The 14,662-nt window shown below is 32.3% G+C and carries 16 protein-coding genes; 1 reads left to right on the top strand and 15 read right to left on the bottom strand.

Annotated features, from left to right (window positions below):
• Positions 1-25: 25 nt before the first annotated feature.
• From B5X81_RS18085 to B5X81_RS18050, 8 genes are all read right to left on the bottom strand, one after another.
• Complete coding sequence (locus B5X81_RS18085; protein WP_079493653.1) at positions 26-868, bottom strand: fumarate hydratase; 843 nt, start codon at positions 866-868, stop codon at positions 26-28.
• Positions 869-1,094: 226 nt separating this feature from the next.
• Positions 1,095-2,702, bottom strand: coding sequence for a gamma-glutamyltransferase (gene ggt, locus B5X81_RS18080; RefSeq protein ID WP_079493651.1), 1,608 nt, complete (start codon positions 2,700-2,702; stop codon positions 1,095-1,097).
• 240 nt (positions 2,703-2,942) lie between these two features.
• Positions 2,943-3,506 carry a chromate transporter gene (locus B5X81_RS18075; RefSeq protein ID WP_079493649.1) on the bottom strand — a complete coding sequence of 188 codons (564 nt, stop codon included), beginning with the start codon at positions 3,504-3,506 and terminating at the stop codon, positions 2,943-2,945.
• Positions 3,503-4,063, bottom strand: a complete 561-nt coding sequence (locus B5X81_RS18070) for a chromate transporter (RefSeq protein WP_079493646.1) — start codon at positions 4,061-4,063, stop codon at positions 3,503-3,505. The genes B5X81_RS18075 and B5X81_RS18070 overlap by 4 nt, the downstream gene beginning before the upstream one ends.
• A 225-nt stretch (positions 4,064-4,288) precedes the next feature.
• Positions 4,289-4,627, bottom strand: a complete 339-nt coding sequence (locus B5X81_RS28500) for a transposase (RefSeq protein ID WP_330397410.1) — start codon at positions 4,625-4,627, stop codon at positions 4,289-4,291.
• A gap of 49 nt (positions 4,628-4,676) precedes the next feature.
• Positions 4,677-4,898: a hypothetical protein gene (locus B5X81_RS18060; RefSeq protein ID WP_079493641.1), complete on the bottom strand. Its 222-nt coding sequence runs from the start codon at positions 4,896-4,898 to the stop codon at positions 4,677-4,679.
• A 184-nt stretch (positions 4,899-5,082) separates the two neighbouring features.
• On the bottom strand, positions 5,083-6,411 hold the full coding sequence (locus B5X81_RS18055; protein WP_079493639.1) for an acetyl-CoA hydrolase/transferase family protein: 1,329 nt from the start codon (positions 6,409-6,411) through the stop codon (positions 5,083-5,085).
• Positions 6,412-6,431: 20 nt separating this feature from the next.
• A complete protein-coding gene (locus B5X81_RS18050; protein ID WP_079493637.1) occupies positions 6,432-7,472 on the bottom strand; it encodes a 3-oxoacyl-ACP synthase in 1,041 nt (346 codons plus the stop codon).
• 446 nt (positions 7,473-7,918) lie between these two features.
• On the opposite strand from B5X81_RS18050, the gene B5X81_RS18045 reads away from it, so the two are divergent.
• Positions 7,919-9,343: a sigma-54 interaction domain-containing protein gene (locus B5X81_RS18045; protein ID WP_208985086.1), complete on the top strand. Its 1,425-nt coding sequence runs from the start codon at positions 7,919-7,921 to the stop codon at positions 9,341-9,343.
• 133 nt (positions 9,344-9,476) lie between these two features.
• Here the strand turns inward: B5X81_RS18045 and B5X81_RS18040 are convergent, their stop codons facing one another.
• The 7 genes from B5X81_RS18040 to B5X81_RS18010 all read right to left on the bottom strand — a co-directional run bounded on the left by B5X81_RS18040 (position 9,477) and on the right by B5X81_RS18010 (position 14,621).
• Positions 9,477-10,088 carry a flavodoxin family protein gene (locus B5X81_RS18040; RefSeq protein WP_079493635.1) on the bottom strand — a complete coding sequence of 204 codons (612 nt, stop codon included), beginning with the start codon at positions 10,086-10,088 and terminating at the stop codon, positions 9,477-9,479.
• 26 nt (positions 10,089-10,114) lie between these two features.
• On the bottom strand, positions 10,115-11,641 hold the full coding sequence (locus B5X81_RS18035) for a sodium:solute symporter family protein (protein WP_079493632.1): 1,527 nt from the start codon (positions 11,639-11,641) through the stop codon (positions 10,115-10,117).
• Positions 11,642-12,094: a hypothetical protein gene (locus B5X81_RS18030; RefSeq protein WP_079493630.1), complete on the bottom strand. Its 453-nt coding sequence runs from the start codon at positions 12,092-12,094 to the stop codon at positions 11,642-11,644. It abuts the gene before it with no gap.
• A 448-nt stretch (positions 12,095-12,542) separates the two neighbouring features.
• A complete protein-coding gene (locus B5X81_RS27905; RefSeq protein ID WP_208985085.1) occupies positions 12,543-12,686 on the bottom strand; it encodes a hypothetical protein in 144 nt (47 codons plus the stop codon).
• Between the two features lie 13 nt (positions 12,687-12,699).
• On the bottom strand, positions 12,700-13,620 hold the full coding sequence (locus B5X81_RS27900) for a hypothetical protein (RefSeq protein WP_079493626.1): 921 nt from the start codon (positions 13,618-13,620) through the stop codon (positions 12,700-12,702).
• Between the two features lie 81 nt (positions 13,621-13,701).
• Complete coding sequence (locus B5X81_RS18015) at positions 13,702-13,962, bottom strand: YkoF family thiamine/hydroxymethylpyrimidine-binding protein (protein WP_208985084.1); 261 nt, start codon at positions 13,960-13,962, stop codon at positions 13,702-13,704.
• The gene (locus B5X81_RS18010) at positions 13,950-14,621 is read right to left on the bottom strand and encodes a class I SAM-dependent methyltransferase (RefSeq protein WP_079493622.1); all 672 of its coding nucleotides are present in this window, start codon (positions 14,619-14,621) and stop codon (positions 13,950-13,952) included. The genes B5X81_RS18015 and B5X81_RS18010 overlap by 13 nt, the downstream gene beginning before the upstream one ends.
• Between the last annotated feature and the right edge of the window lie 41 nt (positions 14,622-14,662).

The following is a 14,662-nucleotide window of genomic DNA, read 5'->3' as shown; positions in this document are numbered from 1 at the left end:
CCCTTTATTAATGGTTTATAACTCTTTATATAATTCTTTCTTCATGTCTTGAAGCATGGCAATTTATATTTACAGCCACAGGTAAGCCTGCTATGTGAGTTGCAAACACTTCAATATTAACTGCAAGAGCAGTAGTATTTCCACCTAAACCTTGGGGCCCTATACCAAGATTATTAATTTTATCTAAAAGACTTTTTTCTATTTTTTTAATGTGTTCAAGATTACTATGATTTCCAATAGGCCTTAATAATGCCTTTTTAGCCAGATATACAGCCTTATCTAATGTTCCACCAACACCTACTCCTACAACTATTGGTGGACATGGATTAGGCCCAGCCTGTGATACTGTTTCAACTACAAAATCCTCTACTCCCTTTATCCCATCTGAGGGTTTTAGCATCCTTGTCTTACTCATATTTTCACTACCAAATCCCTTTGGTGATATTGTTATCTTAATCTTGTTTCCAGGCACAATATCATAATATATTATTGCCGGTGTATTGTCCCCTGTATTTTTTCTTATCAAGGGATCTTCTACAACTGAATTTCTAAGATAACCTTCTTTATATCCCTGTCTTACTCCTTCATTTATGGCTTCTGTAATATTCCCCCCTATAATTTGAACCTCCTGGCCTAATTCTACAAACACCACAGCCATTCCCGTATCTTGACACATTGGTACCTGGTTATTTTTAGCTATTTCTGCATTTTTGATAAGATTTTCAATTATTCCTCTTCCTACTGATGATTCTTCACTTCTCTTAGACTTTTCAAATGCATCTAAAACATCTTTTCCAAGATTATAATTTGAACTTATACACATTTCTTTTACTGCTCCTATAATTTCTTTCACATCTACATTTCTCATTACAAATATTACTCCTCCTAATTCCATTATAATTTACAATACATGATGCAATAACAATTAGACTAAATTCTATTAAATATACATCTATAGTATTACATATGTCAAATACATTTATTAATATTATAATAACATAATTTATAAAGAAAATTGCTTAAGATGATTATACAATTTCCTCTATAAAGAATATTTATAATGGATAGAAACTTTAAATATTTTCTATTTGATTTTACCATGCCGCTATAGTACCATCTGTTCTAGGCTCTGTTCCTCCACAAAGAACACCATGTTCATCCACACAAATAATTTGACCACGGCCAAAGTTAATTGAATCAGCTTGTATTTTTATATCATGGCCTTTATTTAATAGTCCATAGGAAATATTATTTGATAACCTATGCTCTAAATGCACAGTTTTATCTTCTATCCACTGCCAACGCGGTGCATCCAATGCAGACTGAGGATTTAAATTAAAATCTATCATATTCATAATAACCTGAACATGGCCTTGGGGCTGCATAAAACCTCCCATTACTCCAAAGGGACCTATTGGTTTATTCCCTTTTGTCAAGAATCCCGGAATAATAGTGTGATAAGTTCTTTTACAAGGCTCTAAGCAATTGTGATGCAACGGGTCAAAGGAAAAATTATGCCCCCGATTTTGTAAGCTTATACCTGTTCCAGGGACTACTATTCCAGATCCAAAACCCATATAGTTACTCTGAATAAAGGAAACCATATTCCCTTCATTATCGGCTGTGGCTAAATAAACAGTTCCACTTCCATTTGGCTTTCCAGCCTCTGGCGTTAAAGCTTCCTTACCAATTAATTTTCTTCTTTCATTTCCATAACTATCGGAAAGTAGATCTTCTAATTTTACCCTCATTCTTTTATAATCTGTTATATATTTTTGTCCATCTGCAAAGGCCAGCTTCATTGCTTCAATTTGTTTATGATAGGTTTCAACATCATCCTTTTGTGTAAAATTAAAGCCTTTAAGTATATTTAAAGCCATGAGTGCCACTACCCCCTGCCCATTTGGAGGAATTTCCCACACATCATAGCCCCTATAATTTATTTTTATTGGATCAATCCATTCCGGCTTAAAGCTTTCTAAATCTATCTTCCTTAAAAAGCCACCATGTTTTTTAAAAAACATATCTATTTTTTCTGCTATTTCTCCATGATAAAAGGCTTGGCCATTCGTTTGAGCTATTAAACTCAAGGTCCTTCCATGATCGGGTAAGTGACAAACTTCACCAGCCATTGGAGACCTGCCATCCCTAGTAAATGTTTCAAACCAGTGTTTAAACTCTTCTCCTTTTAACTCTCTACTATACAGCTTATACCCTTTATTCCATAATTTTTGAACATATGGTGATATTGGATAGCCATCCTCGGCATATTCTATTGCAGGTTTCAATACCTCAGTAAAGGAAAGTCTTCCAAATTTTTTCGATAATTCAGCCCATGCTGCCGGTGCTCCAGGAACAGTAACCGGTATCAATCCAAATTTGGGAATCTCTTTATACCCTTTATTCTTTAAAGCTTCTATAGAGATACTCTTTGGCGATGGCCCACTGGAGTTTAACCCGTGTAGCTTTCCCTTTGTCCATACCAATGCAAAGGCATCCCCACCTATACCATTGGAGGTTGGCTCAACAACCGTTAGTGCTGCCGCCGTTGCTATAGCCGCATCTATAGCATTTCCTCCTTTTTTTAGGATATCCAGTCCTGCCTGTGCAGCAAGGGGTTGAGATGTTGCAACCATACCATTTTTAGCATATACAACACTTCTTTGAGAATTATAATCATATTGCAATGGATTAAAATTCATTTCTCATCATCCTTTACATAATAGTAAAATAAGGAAATTGCATAATTCTAATTTGTCTGGGTTACATATGCAAATATTATCCTTAATTTAATTATTTAGAATAGAATATATTTTGATGTTATAACTTCCAAGATTTCGAAACAATATGTAGTAGTTAGTTTATTAAAAAAGCAATTATTCAATTTACTCAGGTGCTTATAAATTTTCCTCTTTTAATTATATTTCTAAAATCCTTTAAATTTAAAGAATAAGCAATCCTGCTAACCCTCCAATTATTATATAAAATATAGGGTGATATTTCCATTTGTTTGTTGCATACATAAAAATTACAAATAGAGCCACAGCCTTTAAATTAAACAGGTCTATTATATTTCCTGTTAATTTAAACATGTCAATATTGAAAATAGCAATTAATGCAATACTAAAGGCGGCTGATGCAATAAGACCTGTTACAGCTGGCCTAAGCCCTAAAAACACACCCCTGACTATTTTATTTTCATTAAAATGCTTTAAAAACTTAGCAATGGCACATATTATGATAATAGACGGTGTAACCATTCCTATAGTTGCCACTATAGAACCCACAATCCCCATTTCATTAAAGCCAACATAGGTTGCCAAATTTATCCCAATAGGTCCAGGAGTAGATTGGGAAACGGCTATCATATCTGCAAACCTAGCCTTAGTTACCCAGCCCCTAGTTAATGCTTCATTTTGTAATAAAGGAATAGCGGCTAGTCCTCCTCCAATCGTAAATAAACCTATTTTAAAAAAAATCCAATATATATTAAATAATTCTATCATAGTTGCGTCCCTTTCCCATTTAAAGCATTTATTAAAATACCAACAATACCAGCACTTACAATAATATAAATTGGAGATATTCCAAGGCCTATAACTAATATAAAAGCTAGAAAACTAATAACAATACCAATCCAATTATTAATGGCCTTTTTACCCATTTTTACTACTGCATTTAAAATAAGTACCACCACTACTATACGTATGCCAGAAAAGGCTCTTTGCATAAATGGATTATCTGCAAATTGCTGAAATAGAGCAGCTATAGAAATTATTATAAACCATGAAGGTACAACCATCCCTAGCGTTGCCACGATACCTCCAATAACCCCCTTTTCCTTATATCCTATGAATGTGGCTGTATTTATAGCTATAATTCCTGGAGTAGATTGACCTATAGCATAATAGTCCATTATCTCTTCATCAGTTGACCATTTATACTTTTCTACAACCTCTCTTTGAAGCATAGGCAACATGGCATAGCCTCCACCAATTGTAAAAAAACCTATTCTAAAAAAAACATTAAATAATTTCCATAGTATATTACTATTCTTCTGCATAGTTATCCTCCAAGTCTATATAATCAAATCATTTCCTTTTTATTATATATTATAACACTAGTGTTCAATAATTTAAAAATATTACCATTGACTTTTACTTATATGATATTTTAAACTTTAAAAATTTGAAAACCCACATATTGCAATATTATTCCAGTAAAATTAGTTAAAGTATTCCCGTAGGGAAGTATTCTTGGATTTATATGGAATTAAAGTGTCAATATTTTATCCACTTAGCCATACTTCCCAACTGAATTTTTCTTTATCAATTGATTTAGTTAATGAATGTTTTATAAATCTTTTTATTCTTATTAAGCCGTAGGCTGTTTTAGCACTTTGCTTAACTAGCTTTAACATAACAAATGTAATAATAGCTGTAATTATTTTAATCATGACAGCATTAAAACTATGTCCTATAAATCCTTTGATTTTTAAATTTTGTTTAATCCACTTAAAAAATAATTCAATCTCCCAGCGTTTTTTATAAAGCCACGCTATATCTTCAGTAGATAAAGTAAATATATTAGTTAGAAATACTAAGTCTTTACCTGTAGAATCTATTATTTTTATAATGCGATATTTCTTTATAAGCTTTATCTAAAATATAAATAGCTTAATTTTCACTCATAAGTTTATCCATTTTTGTTTTGTCATGCTCTTTAGCATTTGAAACAATAATTTTTTCAGGTATACCTTTACTTAAATCTAACTTTGTATGAAGTTTAATACCGGCTTTAGTGCTACGGAATTTAGCCCATTGAAAATAGGTAATAGCCATTAAGTGATTTTTTGCAGTATTATAATCGGTTTTCAGCTTAAAAGTAGATTTTTTCAAAGTTTGCCAATTGCAGTTGTAGTTGCAAGTTCCAGGTTATAAGCTACAAGTATTGTGGGGCTTTCTTATGAGCTTTAAAAGAGAATATTTCAGTTTCTTTGCAAAGATATAACCGCTTTAAACAAGCGGTCAGATTGTTTAAAGCGGTTATATTTTGTAGTCTATAAATTTAAAAAATCACTATTTACCACATCATAAGCTTATTGGCTTCAAATCTTAATTCCTCTCTAAAATCTGGGTGAGCTATATTTATAAGTCTTTTTACTCTTTGACCAATACTTTGTCCTCTAAGCCATGCAACACCATATTCTGTAACTACATAATCAACATCATTTCTAGATAAGCTTACAGTAGCTCCAGCCTTTAGTGTAGGTACTATTTTTGATACTGTAACTCTTTCTCCATTTTTATTTTTAACCTTTGCAGTAGAATAAAGAGCTATAAAAGACTTTCCCTCTGGACAATTTTGTGCACCTATTGCAGTATCTGCCTGCCCTCCTGTTCCAGAGAATTGTTTGTGTCCTATTGATTCCGAACAACATTGACCTGTTAAATCAACCTCTATTGTAGTATTTATAGAAACCATTTTATGATTTTGTCCTACAACATAAGGGTCATTTGTCCATTTACCTTGCATAAATAATACGTTAGGATTATCATCAACATAATCATAGAGTTTTTGGCTACCGAGAGCAAAGGTACAAATTGACTTATTCCTATATAGTGTTTTCATAGAATTATCTACTGCTCCACATTCTATCAGATCTACCATGCCATCAGTAAACATTTCTGTATGAATCCCCAAATGTTTTTTGGACTCTAGAGCCTTGGCAACAGCGTTTGGTATTCCACCAATACCCAGTTGGATGGTTGAACCATCTTCAATTAGATCAGCTATATAGTCACCAATCTTTTTATCCTTTTCTGAAAAAGGTGCAACGGGTAAAGAAACAATTGGTGTATCTGTTTCAACAATTGCATCAATTTGACTTATATGAAGCTGATTATCACCAAAGGTTCTAGGATAATTTTCATTTACTTCAACAATTATTACTGCATCTCCAGATTCCACCAATTCCATTTCATAGGTGTTTCCTATAGATAAGCTTAGATAGCCATGCTTATCCATCTTTGAGCATGTTGTCAATAAAACCTTTCTTCTTCCCTCCATGGCATACAATCTTTTGCTTAAAGCAAGATGTAAATGCTGTGGCTGGAAAGATAAATGTCCCTTTGGATGATGCTTTCTTAATCCCGGTGTATAAAACCATCCATTAACATGAATAACATCTTTATAGTCAGGATTTTTCATGAATTCATAATTGCCAAATGGTAATGTATTACTAAGCTCACAGCCTTTAACTCCATTTCCCTTTATCGTATGAAGCTCATTTAATATATTTAAAGGTTCACTACCACCAAGCCCGCATACAATAAAATCATTTGATTTTATAAGCTTTACTGCTTCTGGTATTGTTTTTAACTTACTCTTATATATTTCATTAATATTCATATATTTGACCTCCCTAATTATTACCTAGTTTTACCCCATCTAATCATTGTGCAGCCAAAAGCATATCCTGTTCCAGCACCTAGTAAAGCGCAGATATCACCTTCTTTTACTATTCCTTTAGATAACCCGTGTCCTAATGCAAGAAATTGATCTGCATGACCACAGTGTCCATCATCAGCTAAGTATACCGTCTTTTCTTTATCAATACCTAAATCACCCATGATAGCATAATGTGCTTTGGGATTTATATGATTTATGGCAATAAAATCTATATCTTCTTTCTTTAAGTTTGATTTGTTTAGAGCTTTTCTAACTGCTCCTGTAAAATCAGGTAGAGACTTTTCAGCTAATCTTTTCTTCATTCCCTTTGGATCAGTTAGATGAATTAATCTAGCCTTTCTTAATTTTTCAGGGTCTTTTGCTATCTCATCAGTTATTGGATATAGAGTTCCTCCCCATTTTCCAATTACATCATCGCAAAATACATGATCTGTTATTATTCCAGTTCCTAAAACTTCATTTTCCATATGATCTCTCTTAATTAAAATAGCTAGTCCAGCAGGTGACATATCAAACATAAATGATTGATTTTTATCTTTATAGTCTATTAAATATGCATTTGTATTTCCTCCAGTAATTAATACTGTATTCAAACTATCATCAGACTTCATCATATCCTTTGCTACTTTCAAAGCTAATGGTGTACCTGCACATCTAAATCCTAAATCCCATGCATATGCATTATCAGCACCTAATTCATTTTGTATTTTTATAGCTGCAGTCCAGCATACGTATTCACAATATGTTTCACCTGCGTATAATATCATGTCAATGTCATTCGGATCTATATTATTTCTTTCTAAAAGTTTTTTAGATGCTTTTGTAGCCATCATTGCCGAATGATCCTCTGGTCCTCCTACATGTTTTCTATTAATCCCCATTTTTTCTCTCAATATTTCCGCTGGTATATCTACGAGCTCTGATAGTTCTTCTGCTGTTATTGTTTTTTCTGGAAGGTATGTCTCAAAATCAACAATACCAACATGAAAATTCTTAGTCATTAAAATTCCTCCTTAAATTAGTAATGCTTTTAAGATTTCTTTCTTACTACAATTTAATTGCAAAAGTCTTGCCAGCTTTAGAAAATTAGAAGGTTTAGATACATTTTTTAAAAATTCAACATGTTTAAATATGCGGCTACTCATTGAATTTCCATAGGTTTCAAATGATTTTAAATTAGTTTTTAAAATATAATTACTTCTAAAAATGTTGTTTTTAGAATATTTTTAAATAATAACTATTTATCAGATTCAAAATTATATTGTATCAATTAGTTACTCTATAGAAACAATATTCTGTAAAGCATTTGAGTTATACCAATTTCTCCATATAATGTACTCTATAGTTACACTTTGCAAAATTGTTACACACATCTAATTGTTTCTTAAAATGGCATTAGATTGATGATATAATAGTAATAAAATATCTAATATTGGGAGGTGATTGTTTGTATAAATTTAACCATATAAACCAAATCGATAAGTTTTTTAATACCATTCCTTCTTCTCTATTTAATAAACTTCCTCTCCCTATCAATTTTGTTGACAGTGAATGTAGAGTTATCGTTATGAATGAAGCTTTTTTAGATTACCTTGAAACACCCTTGACAGAAGTAGTTGGAAAACACCTTGCTGAAATTGACAATACTACACGACTACCAATAGTTTTAAAATCAGGCATCCCAGAAATTGGACAAAAGCATGTCTTTCAAAATGGAAAAGAATCAATTGTAGATAGAATCCCAATTTTTGATGGTGATGAAATAATCGGTGCAGCTGGAATAATAGTACTAGATGATATTGAATCCTTAAACAACGCAAAAACTATTAGAAATTCTATAATTAATTCTATAAAAACCACAAGTCATAGTAATATAAAAAGTACTAGTTCCAATTTCAAAGCTAAATATACATTTGATGACATAATAACTCAGTCTTCCTTAATAAAACATTTTAAATCTCGAGCTCATTCTTTTGCAGCAACTAATCTGCCTGTTTTAATTACTGGTGAAAGTGGTGTAGGTAAAGAGCTTTTTGCCCATGCTATTCATAATAACAGCAATAGAGTCTCTAGTTCATTTGTAAGCATTAACTGTGCTGCAATTCCTGAAACTTTACTTGAATCAGAGCTTTTTGGATATGAAGCAGGATCCTTCACTGGAGCAAATAAGTCGGGGAAATTAGGTAAGTTTGAATTAGCTCAAGGTGGAACAATTTTTTTAGATGAAATCGGTGATTTACCTCTTAACATGCAATCTAAGCTTCTAAGAGTATTACAAGAAAATCAAATTGAGAAAATAGGAAGTAGCAAATCAATAGACATTGATGTAAGAATTATTGCAGCTACAAATTATGACCTTCTTAAAAAAGTAGAAGAAAAAAAGTTTAGAGCGGACTTATATTATAGGTTAAATGTTTTAAATCTCAATATACCTTCATTACGTGAGAGACCTGAAGATATACCTTTATTAATTGAACACTTCAGATCTTCTTTCCATCAAAAAAATGGAATATATAAAAAGTTTTCTAAGGAAGTTATATCAACTCTGTCTAATTATAATTGGCCAGGAAATGTTCGAGAGCTAAAAAACATTGTTTATCGCTTAATGGTAATTGCAACTGGAGATGAAGTAACAAAGGCTTCAATACCTATAAATATACTGGAAAATAGTTACAAAAGTATGGCTAATTCTTATAGCTCATCAGAGCTATTATCTGAGAAAGGTTCTTTAAACAATATACTTAAGGAAATTGAACTTAAAATAATTGAAGACACTTTGAATATTTGTGACAATAATAAATCCAAGGCAGCAGAATTATTAGGTATAAAAAGAATGACTCTTTACAGGAAGCTTAAAAATCGTGAGGCGTAAGGAACAAAATGTCTTGTGACTCTTTGTTAGTTGCAAGTTCCAGGTTCCAAGTTGCAAGTATTAGGGGCAACCTAAAAAGTATAAAAAATATGAAAAGAACTATGAAAAAAAATCATAGTTCTTTTCTTGTTGCTTATGCCTTTAATTTTTTAATTACATGGTCCATGTTTTCTGCTAAATGCTGCATTATGCTTATGCCTTCTGTATCTTCATTGGCATTTATGCTGCCAGATGTTCCTGCTGAACCAATGGTCCAATAATTTGATCCTGTTATGATAAAATCATTAACTGATGCCCATAGAGCTAGCTGTGCATATGCAAATGTTTGACCAGTTTTTCTTGCAACCGTTATTGGTGCAAAAACTTTTCTTGAAAAAGGCATTTGTCCCCAGTCATATTTGCCTTTATCAGTTTTTAAGTCATTTTTCATCCAGCGAGAAGAAAATCCAGCCCTATCTAAAAGCGCTTTTAATCTAGGAGTTATTGAACCATTATATACTGGTGACCCAATAACAAGGCCATCTGCCTTTAGCATCTTGTTGAAAATTTCTTCAAAACTATCATTTACTACACACTTTTTATTTTCTATACATCCATAGCATCCTTCACATTGATTAATGCTTTTATCCCTTAATCTTACTAATTCCACTTCAAATCCGCTTTCAGCTAATTCCTTTAAAACAACATTAATATAATATTCTGTATTTCCTACTCTGGGACTTCCGCATATTCCTAAAATTTTCATGTCTTTCCTCCTTAAGCTGTTAAATTTTATAGATCTATAACTGCTTCAACTCTCTTGTCAAGTTCTTTTTCTGTAGCTCCTTTAGTAAATAATGAAACAGCAACAGTTACCACTAATGCTGCAGTTATTACATTAACATACCAAGGTAACCCGCCAGGCCATTTAAATCCTGTTCTATCTAGAACTAAGGCTGTGATATTTAAAATCAAAGCTGTTATTAAGCCTGCGTACACTCCTTGACTGCTTGCTCTTTTCCACAGTAGTCCTGTTATAAATACTGGGAAAGTAGCAGACATTAATGTCCCCCATCCAAAAGTACCTAGTATAGCTACTGCCTCTCCGCTGGTTAATGCAAATAGTATTGCAAATATACCTATTACAAAGGTAATAACTCTGGAAATCTTAATCTGTTTCTTAGAGTCCAATTCTTTGCCTAATGCACTAGGTAAATCTCTTGAAATGATATTAGAAGAAAGTGTTAAGAACATGCTTGCAGTTGACATTGACGCTGCAAGTATAGCTGCATAAACAAATAGTTGAGCATATACCCCAACATAATCAGCAACTGCAAATATTGCATTATCACCTTTTACCAATGGAGGTATAATACCTTTACCAACAAGATAAAGTGCTGCATATGCCATTGTTACAGCAAAGAAGCCAACAATCATATGTCCTACTGCTGCATATAATCCAAGCTTAGGCATATCCTTAGGATTTTTTAATGCGTACATCCTTGTTAAAACTTGAGGTTGACCCATTGTTCCTAAAATAGGAATAAACATCCATGTCATAGCTATTGATCCTGGGAGTATTCCCCAAGCATTCATCATTCCAGGACTAAATGCTTTAGTTACCTCCTGTCCATCTACCGTAGCTGTTACTTTTCCTGCGGTAGAAACCACCTCTACTACACTTCCAAAACCATTTGTAATAGAGAAAAATGCAGCAATCATTATTATTCCTGCAACTACCATTATCAAGCCTTGAAATGCTTGAGTAAGAACTCCACCAACTTCACCACTTATAGCAGTATATACCGTCAATATCCCAAAGATAAAAAATCCAGCTACCATTGGATTCCATCCTAATAAATGTGCAAACAATGCAGATGTTGCACTGATTTGTGACGCTAAATAAGCTATAGCTCCTATGAAAAGTACAATGGATAATGTAGCTTTTATTCCCCTATGGTTGTTAAATCTTAAATCCGCTATATCTCCAAGGCTTGCAATAGGAGCAACCTCTGCCATAGCCCTTATCTTTTTACCGATTGCAAAATAGGCCATTGCAAAAGCAGCTGAAGATAGCATCCACAATGTCATTGTATTACCAAAGGAATAAATAATACCCGGTACGCCAACCACAGCAAAAGCACTTGCTACTGCTGCAACAGTGGATAAACTAACTGAAATCGGACCGAAAAGTGCAGTTCCACCAAAGAATGATTGAGCATCTGAAGCTTTTTTCTTCGCTGTCCAACCTATTATAAATGAAACTACAATCATTCCTAATGAAAATGCCATTATTAAGTACTTAACTCCACTTGACATCTATAATTCCTCCTTTGCAGTATTAATAGCTTCAATTTTTTTCTTGAAATTGTCCCAACCCTTATCGGATAACCAATAATCTGAAAAAATATAAAATCCTACTGTAAGAGTAAGTACTCCTCCTATCCAATATGTCAATATAGTAAAGGCAAAGGACGGATGAAATCCCAAAACTGTAAAATCAGGCATTCTACCTGCAAAAACATCTGCATAATACTTTGAAAAATAGAAACCAACAATCCATAATACTGCCCATGATAAAAGTGGATATAAAAATAATTTTTTATTCAGCTTCCCATTTTGTGACGCTCCAAGCATCATATAGAGTAACATTAATACGACACTAGATATTAAACCAGAAAACCAGTTACCATTCCATCCACTAATAGTAATGAAAACCCAAAGCACTGTTATAAAAATAATAATACCTGTCCTCTTACTTCCAATCTCCATAATAAACCTCCTATTATTTTTTTACTCTACTATCTCCTATCCTCCTTTTTCCAATTACTCATTGTAAATAGCAATTATTATGCCAACATGCTATCTAATAAAATAGCTGTTACTATCTATTACTTTTTCAGCCCCATGTAACATTTTTTTCTCTATCATGTAGTAATAATTATATTTTTAATAAACAAACTTACTTTCTAAATTATGTATCATATTTGTTACAATTGTTTTTTATGTTACATGGATGGATAAATGCGTCTAGGGAGCGTTTTTAGTTGCAAGTTACAGGTTCCAAGTTGCAAGTATTAGGGTAGTTCCTATAAGTTTTAAGAAAAACTTATTCCATAATTTCACCAGTGTTAATTTATAATTATTTATATAAGCTGAATTTACAACGTTTGATACATTTGATCTTTTACAAAACGAAAAAATAGAGAGTTGAATCTCTCTATTTTATCTTTATTCCATATATCCTTTGTCCTCTTGTTCCAACTACAATCATATTTTCGTATACTGCTGGAGATCCTTCGACGTTTGAGCCTAGTGATATTTTATCTAAAATTTCTCCTGAGCTTCCTTCTATAAGATACATTTTTCCAGCAGAATCACATTGAAGTATATATGCTTCTCCTTCTTTTATATGCAAATTCATCCTGTCCATTTATAAAGCATAGTAATTTTTGGTCTAAAAGACTAAATATTCTATATCCCATTTTTACCCATCTATTATTAACACGATTAATGCCTTGTCCTACATATAAAAGTGGTATTCCCCTAGGATCTATAGTAACACTCCCTTTAATAGGTCCTGGAATCTTTAGTTTGTTTCTTGTAAAGCTACCATCATCAAGGTCTAAAAAATAAATATTGCTGTCTAGCGTCCCATAAATAACTTCCTTTAAATTATCTTTATTTTTCTTTTCATCAAATATATTCATACTGTTACGAAGCTCCTTAGGCCACTCTACTATAGCTGGCTGTCCATTCCAGCCTACTCCTGTCCATCGACCTATATTTCCAATAGATATATTCCAAATAATTTCAAGCTTTTTTTCATTTACATCAACAAAACCATAGGCAGCAGAGTTTCGAAAGTTATTACCTCTAAAGCAGGTAACTCCATTAATATCTGAATAGTTCTCTGGATTGTCCATAATTATGCCAACATTATTTTCTTTTTTATATTTCTCTACTACTTCTTTCTCATATGTATTATCATAATTTATTTTCTTTAATTTTTCTTCGTCAATTTCGTATATCACCTCACAATCTACCTTTTGCTCTTTCTTTTCACTTTTTAAATCATCCTCTTCTTGAGCTTCCAACTCCATCACCAAATCATCTGCTTTAATATTTGAGTAACTAACACTTTCATCAAGGTTGTCTATGTTTTTTTCTGCAACTCCATTCTCAATCTTTAATTTACTTACATTATTTAATCTACTCCCACAATCCTCTCCTTGAACATTAAAAATTAATAGAACCAAAACAATGTATACCATTTTCTTGCTTAATCCTTCAAACATAAGAATGTCCCCCATACAGAATAATAATTGTCTTATTATCTATATGAGGGACATGCTAAAAAAATCAATCAATTTTCATTATTACCCATGTATTTTACACCCACAAATATTAGATATCTTTATGTCAATAGTAAAGCTTGTCATTTCATCCATAGTATCATAAATTTCCTTTATTAAGCTAAATATTTCATTTTTATTTCCCCTTATAGTTGTTGATAAAATACCAATATTATATTCTAATTCATAGGATTTAATGATATTTAGAACTTTATTTACATCATCGATATAATTTTCACTCATAATCGGTATATATGCTATTTCACAGGAAGCTATTTTTTCCATAGGGCACATATAAATCCACCTCTTTCTCCTTGGGAGAGCCTGATTTCATTTTCCATAGTTATATCTTCTTCATTTGCGCTTGGAGGAATAAATAAGCATTCTCCAAAATCCACTAATTTATCATTCCTTAACGCCTTTAAATCTTCTAAAGTCTTAAAATCCGCATACTTAAATACAGTATTTTTTTGAACTTCTTCACTCAGATATAATTCTCCCCATTTACTATCTTTACTAATGGTTCCTATTAAAATTTGTGCCCCATCCTTAGCCACCCTAAACATTTCATCTAATGCTCTTAGAGGCTCTTTTACAAACTCAAATGCTGCCATTGAAAATACTGCATCAAAGCTTTTATCTTGAAATTTCAAATCATAAAGATCCATTTTATAAAATTCAATATCAAGGTTCATCATCTGAGCTTTTCGTCGTGCCTTTTTAAGCATTTCCTCGGAAATATCAATACCAATTACTTTACAACCTTCCTTAGCAAGTTTAATGCTGAAATTTCCAGTTCCACAGCCAATATCTAAAATTTTCATTCCCTTTTCAGGCTTAAAAAGCTTAAAAGCCAATTCCGTTTCAACCTTATCCACAAAATTACCGAATTTTGTTTTATACCATTCATCATATGAATTAGCTTCTTTATCGAAAAAAGTCATATTTTTACACCTCTTTGTTAGTTCAAAGTTCCATATTGTAT

Source organism: Maledivibacter halophilus (assembly GCF_900167445.1).
GTDB lineage: Bacteria > Bacillota > Clostridia > Peptostreptococcales > Caminicellaceae > Maledivibacter > Maledivibacter halophilus.
The sequence above is the reverse complement of the archived record's forward strand: the minus strand, read 5'-3'. Positions and strand labels throughout refer to the sequence as shown.

Excerpts from the sequence above, each read along its gene's own strand:
- B5X81_RS18085 (WP_079493653.1), bottom strand. The coding sequence starts at position 868 with ATGAGAAATGTAGATGTGAAAGAAATTATAGGAGCAGTAAAAGAAATG.
- ggt (WP_079493651.1), bottom strand. The coding sequence starts at position 2,702 with ATGAATTTTAATCCATTGCAATATGATTATAATTCTCAAAGAAGTGTT.
- B5X81_RS18075 (WP_079493649.1), bottom strand. The coding sequence starts at position 3,506 with ATGATAGAATTATTTAATATATATTGGATTTTTTTTAAAATAGGTTTA.
- B5X81_RS18070 (WP_079493646.1), bottom strand. The coding sequence starts at position 4,063 with ATGCAGAAGAATAGTAATATACTATGGAAATTATTTAATGTTTTTTTT.
- B5X81_RS18055 (WP_079493639.1), bottom strand. The coding sequence starts at position 6,411 with ATGAATATTAATGAAATATATAAGAGTAAGTTAAAAACAATACCAGAA.
- B5X81_RS18050 (WP_079493637.1), bottom strand. The coding sequence starts at position 7,472 with ATGACTAAGAATTTTCATGTTGGTATTGTTGATTTTGAGACATACCTT.
- B5X81_RS18040 (WP_079493635.1), bottom strand. The coding sequence starts at position 10,088 with ATGAAAATTTTAGGAATATGCGGAAGTCCCAGAGTAGGAAATACAGAA.
- B5X81_RS18035 (WP_079493632.1), bottom strand. The coding sequence starts at position 11,641 with ATGTCAAGTGGAGTTAAGTACTTAATAATGGCATTTTCATTAGGAATG.
- B5X81_RS18030 (WP_079493630.1), bottom strand. The coding sequence starts at position 12,094 with ATGGAGATTGGAAGTAAGAGGACAGGTATTATTATTTTTATAACAGTG.
- B5X81_RS27905 (WP_208985085.1), bottom strand. The coding sequence starts at position 12,686 with ATGTATCTTATAGAAGGAAGCTCAGGAGAAATTTTAGATAAAATATCA.
- B5X81_RS27900 (WP_079493626.1), bottom strand. The coding sequence starts at position 13,620 with ATGTTTGAAGGATTAAGCAAGAAAATGGTATACATTGTTTTGGTTCTA.
- B5X81_RS18015 (WP_208985084.1), bottom strand. The coding sequence starts at position 13,962 with ATGGAAAAAATAGCTTCCTGTGAAATAGCATATATACCGATTATGAGT.
- B5X81_RS18010 (WP_079493622.1), bottom strand. The coding sequence starts at position 14,621 with ATGACTTTTTTCGATAAAGAAGCTAATTCATATGATGAATGGTATAAA.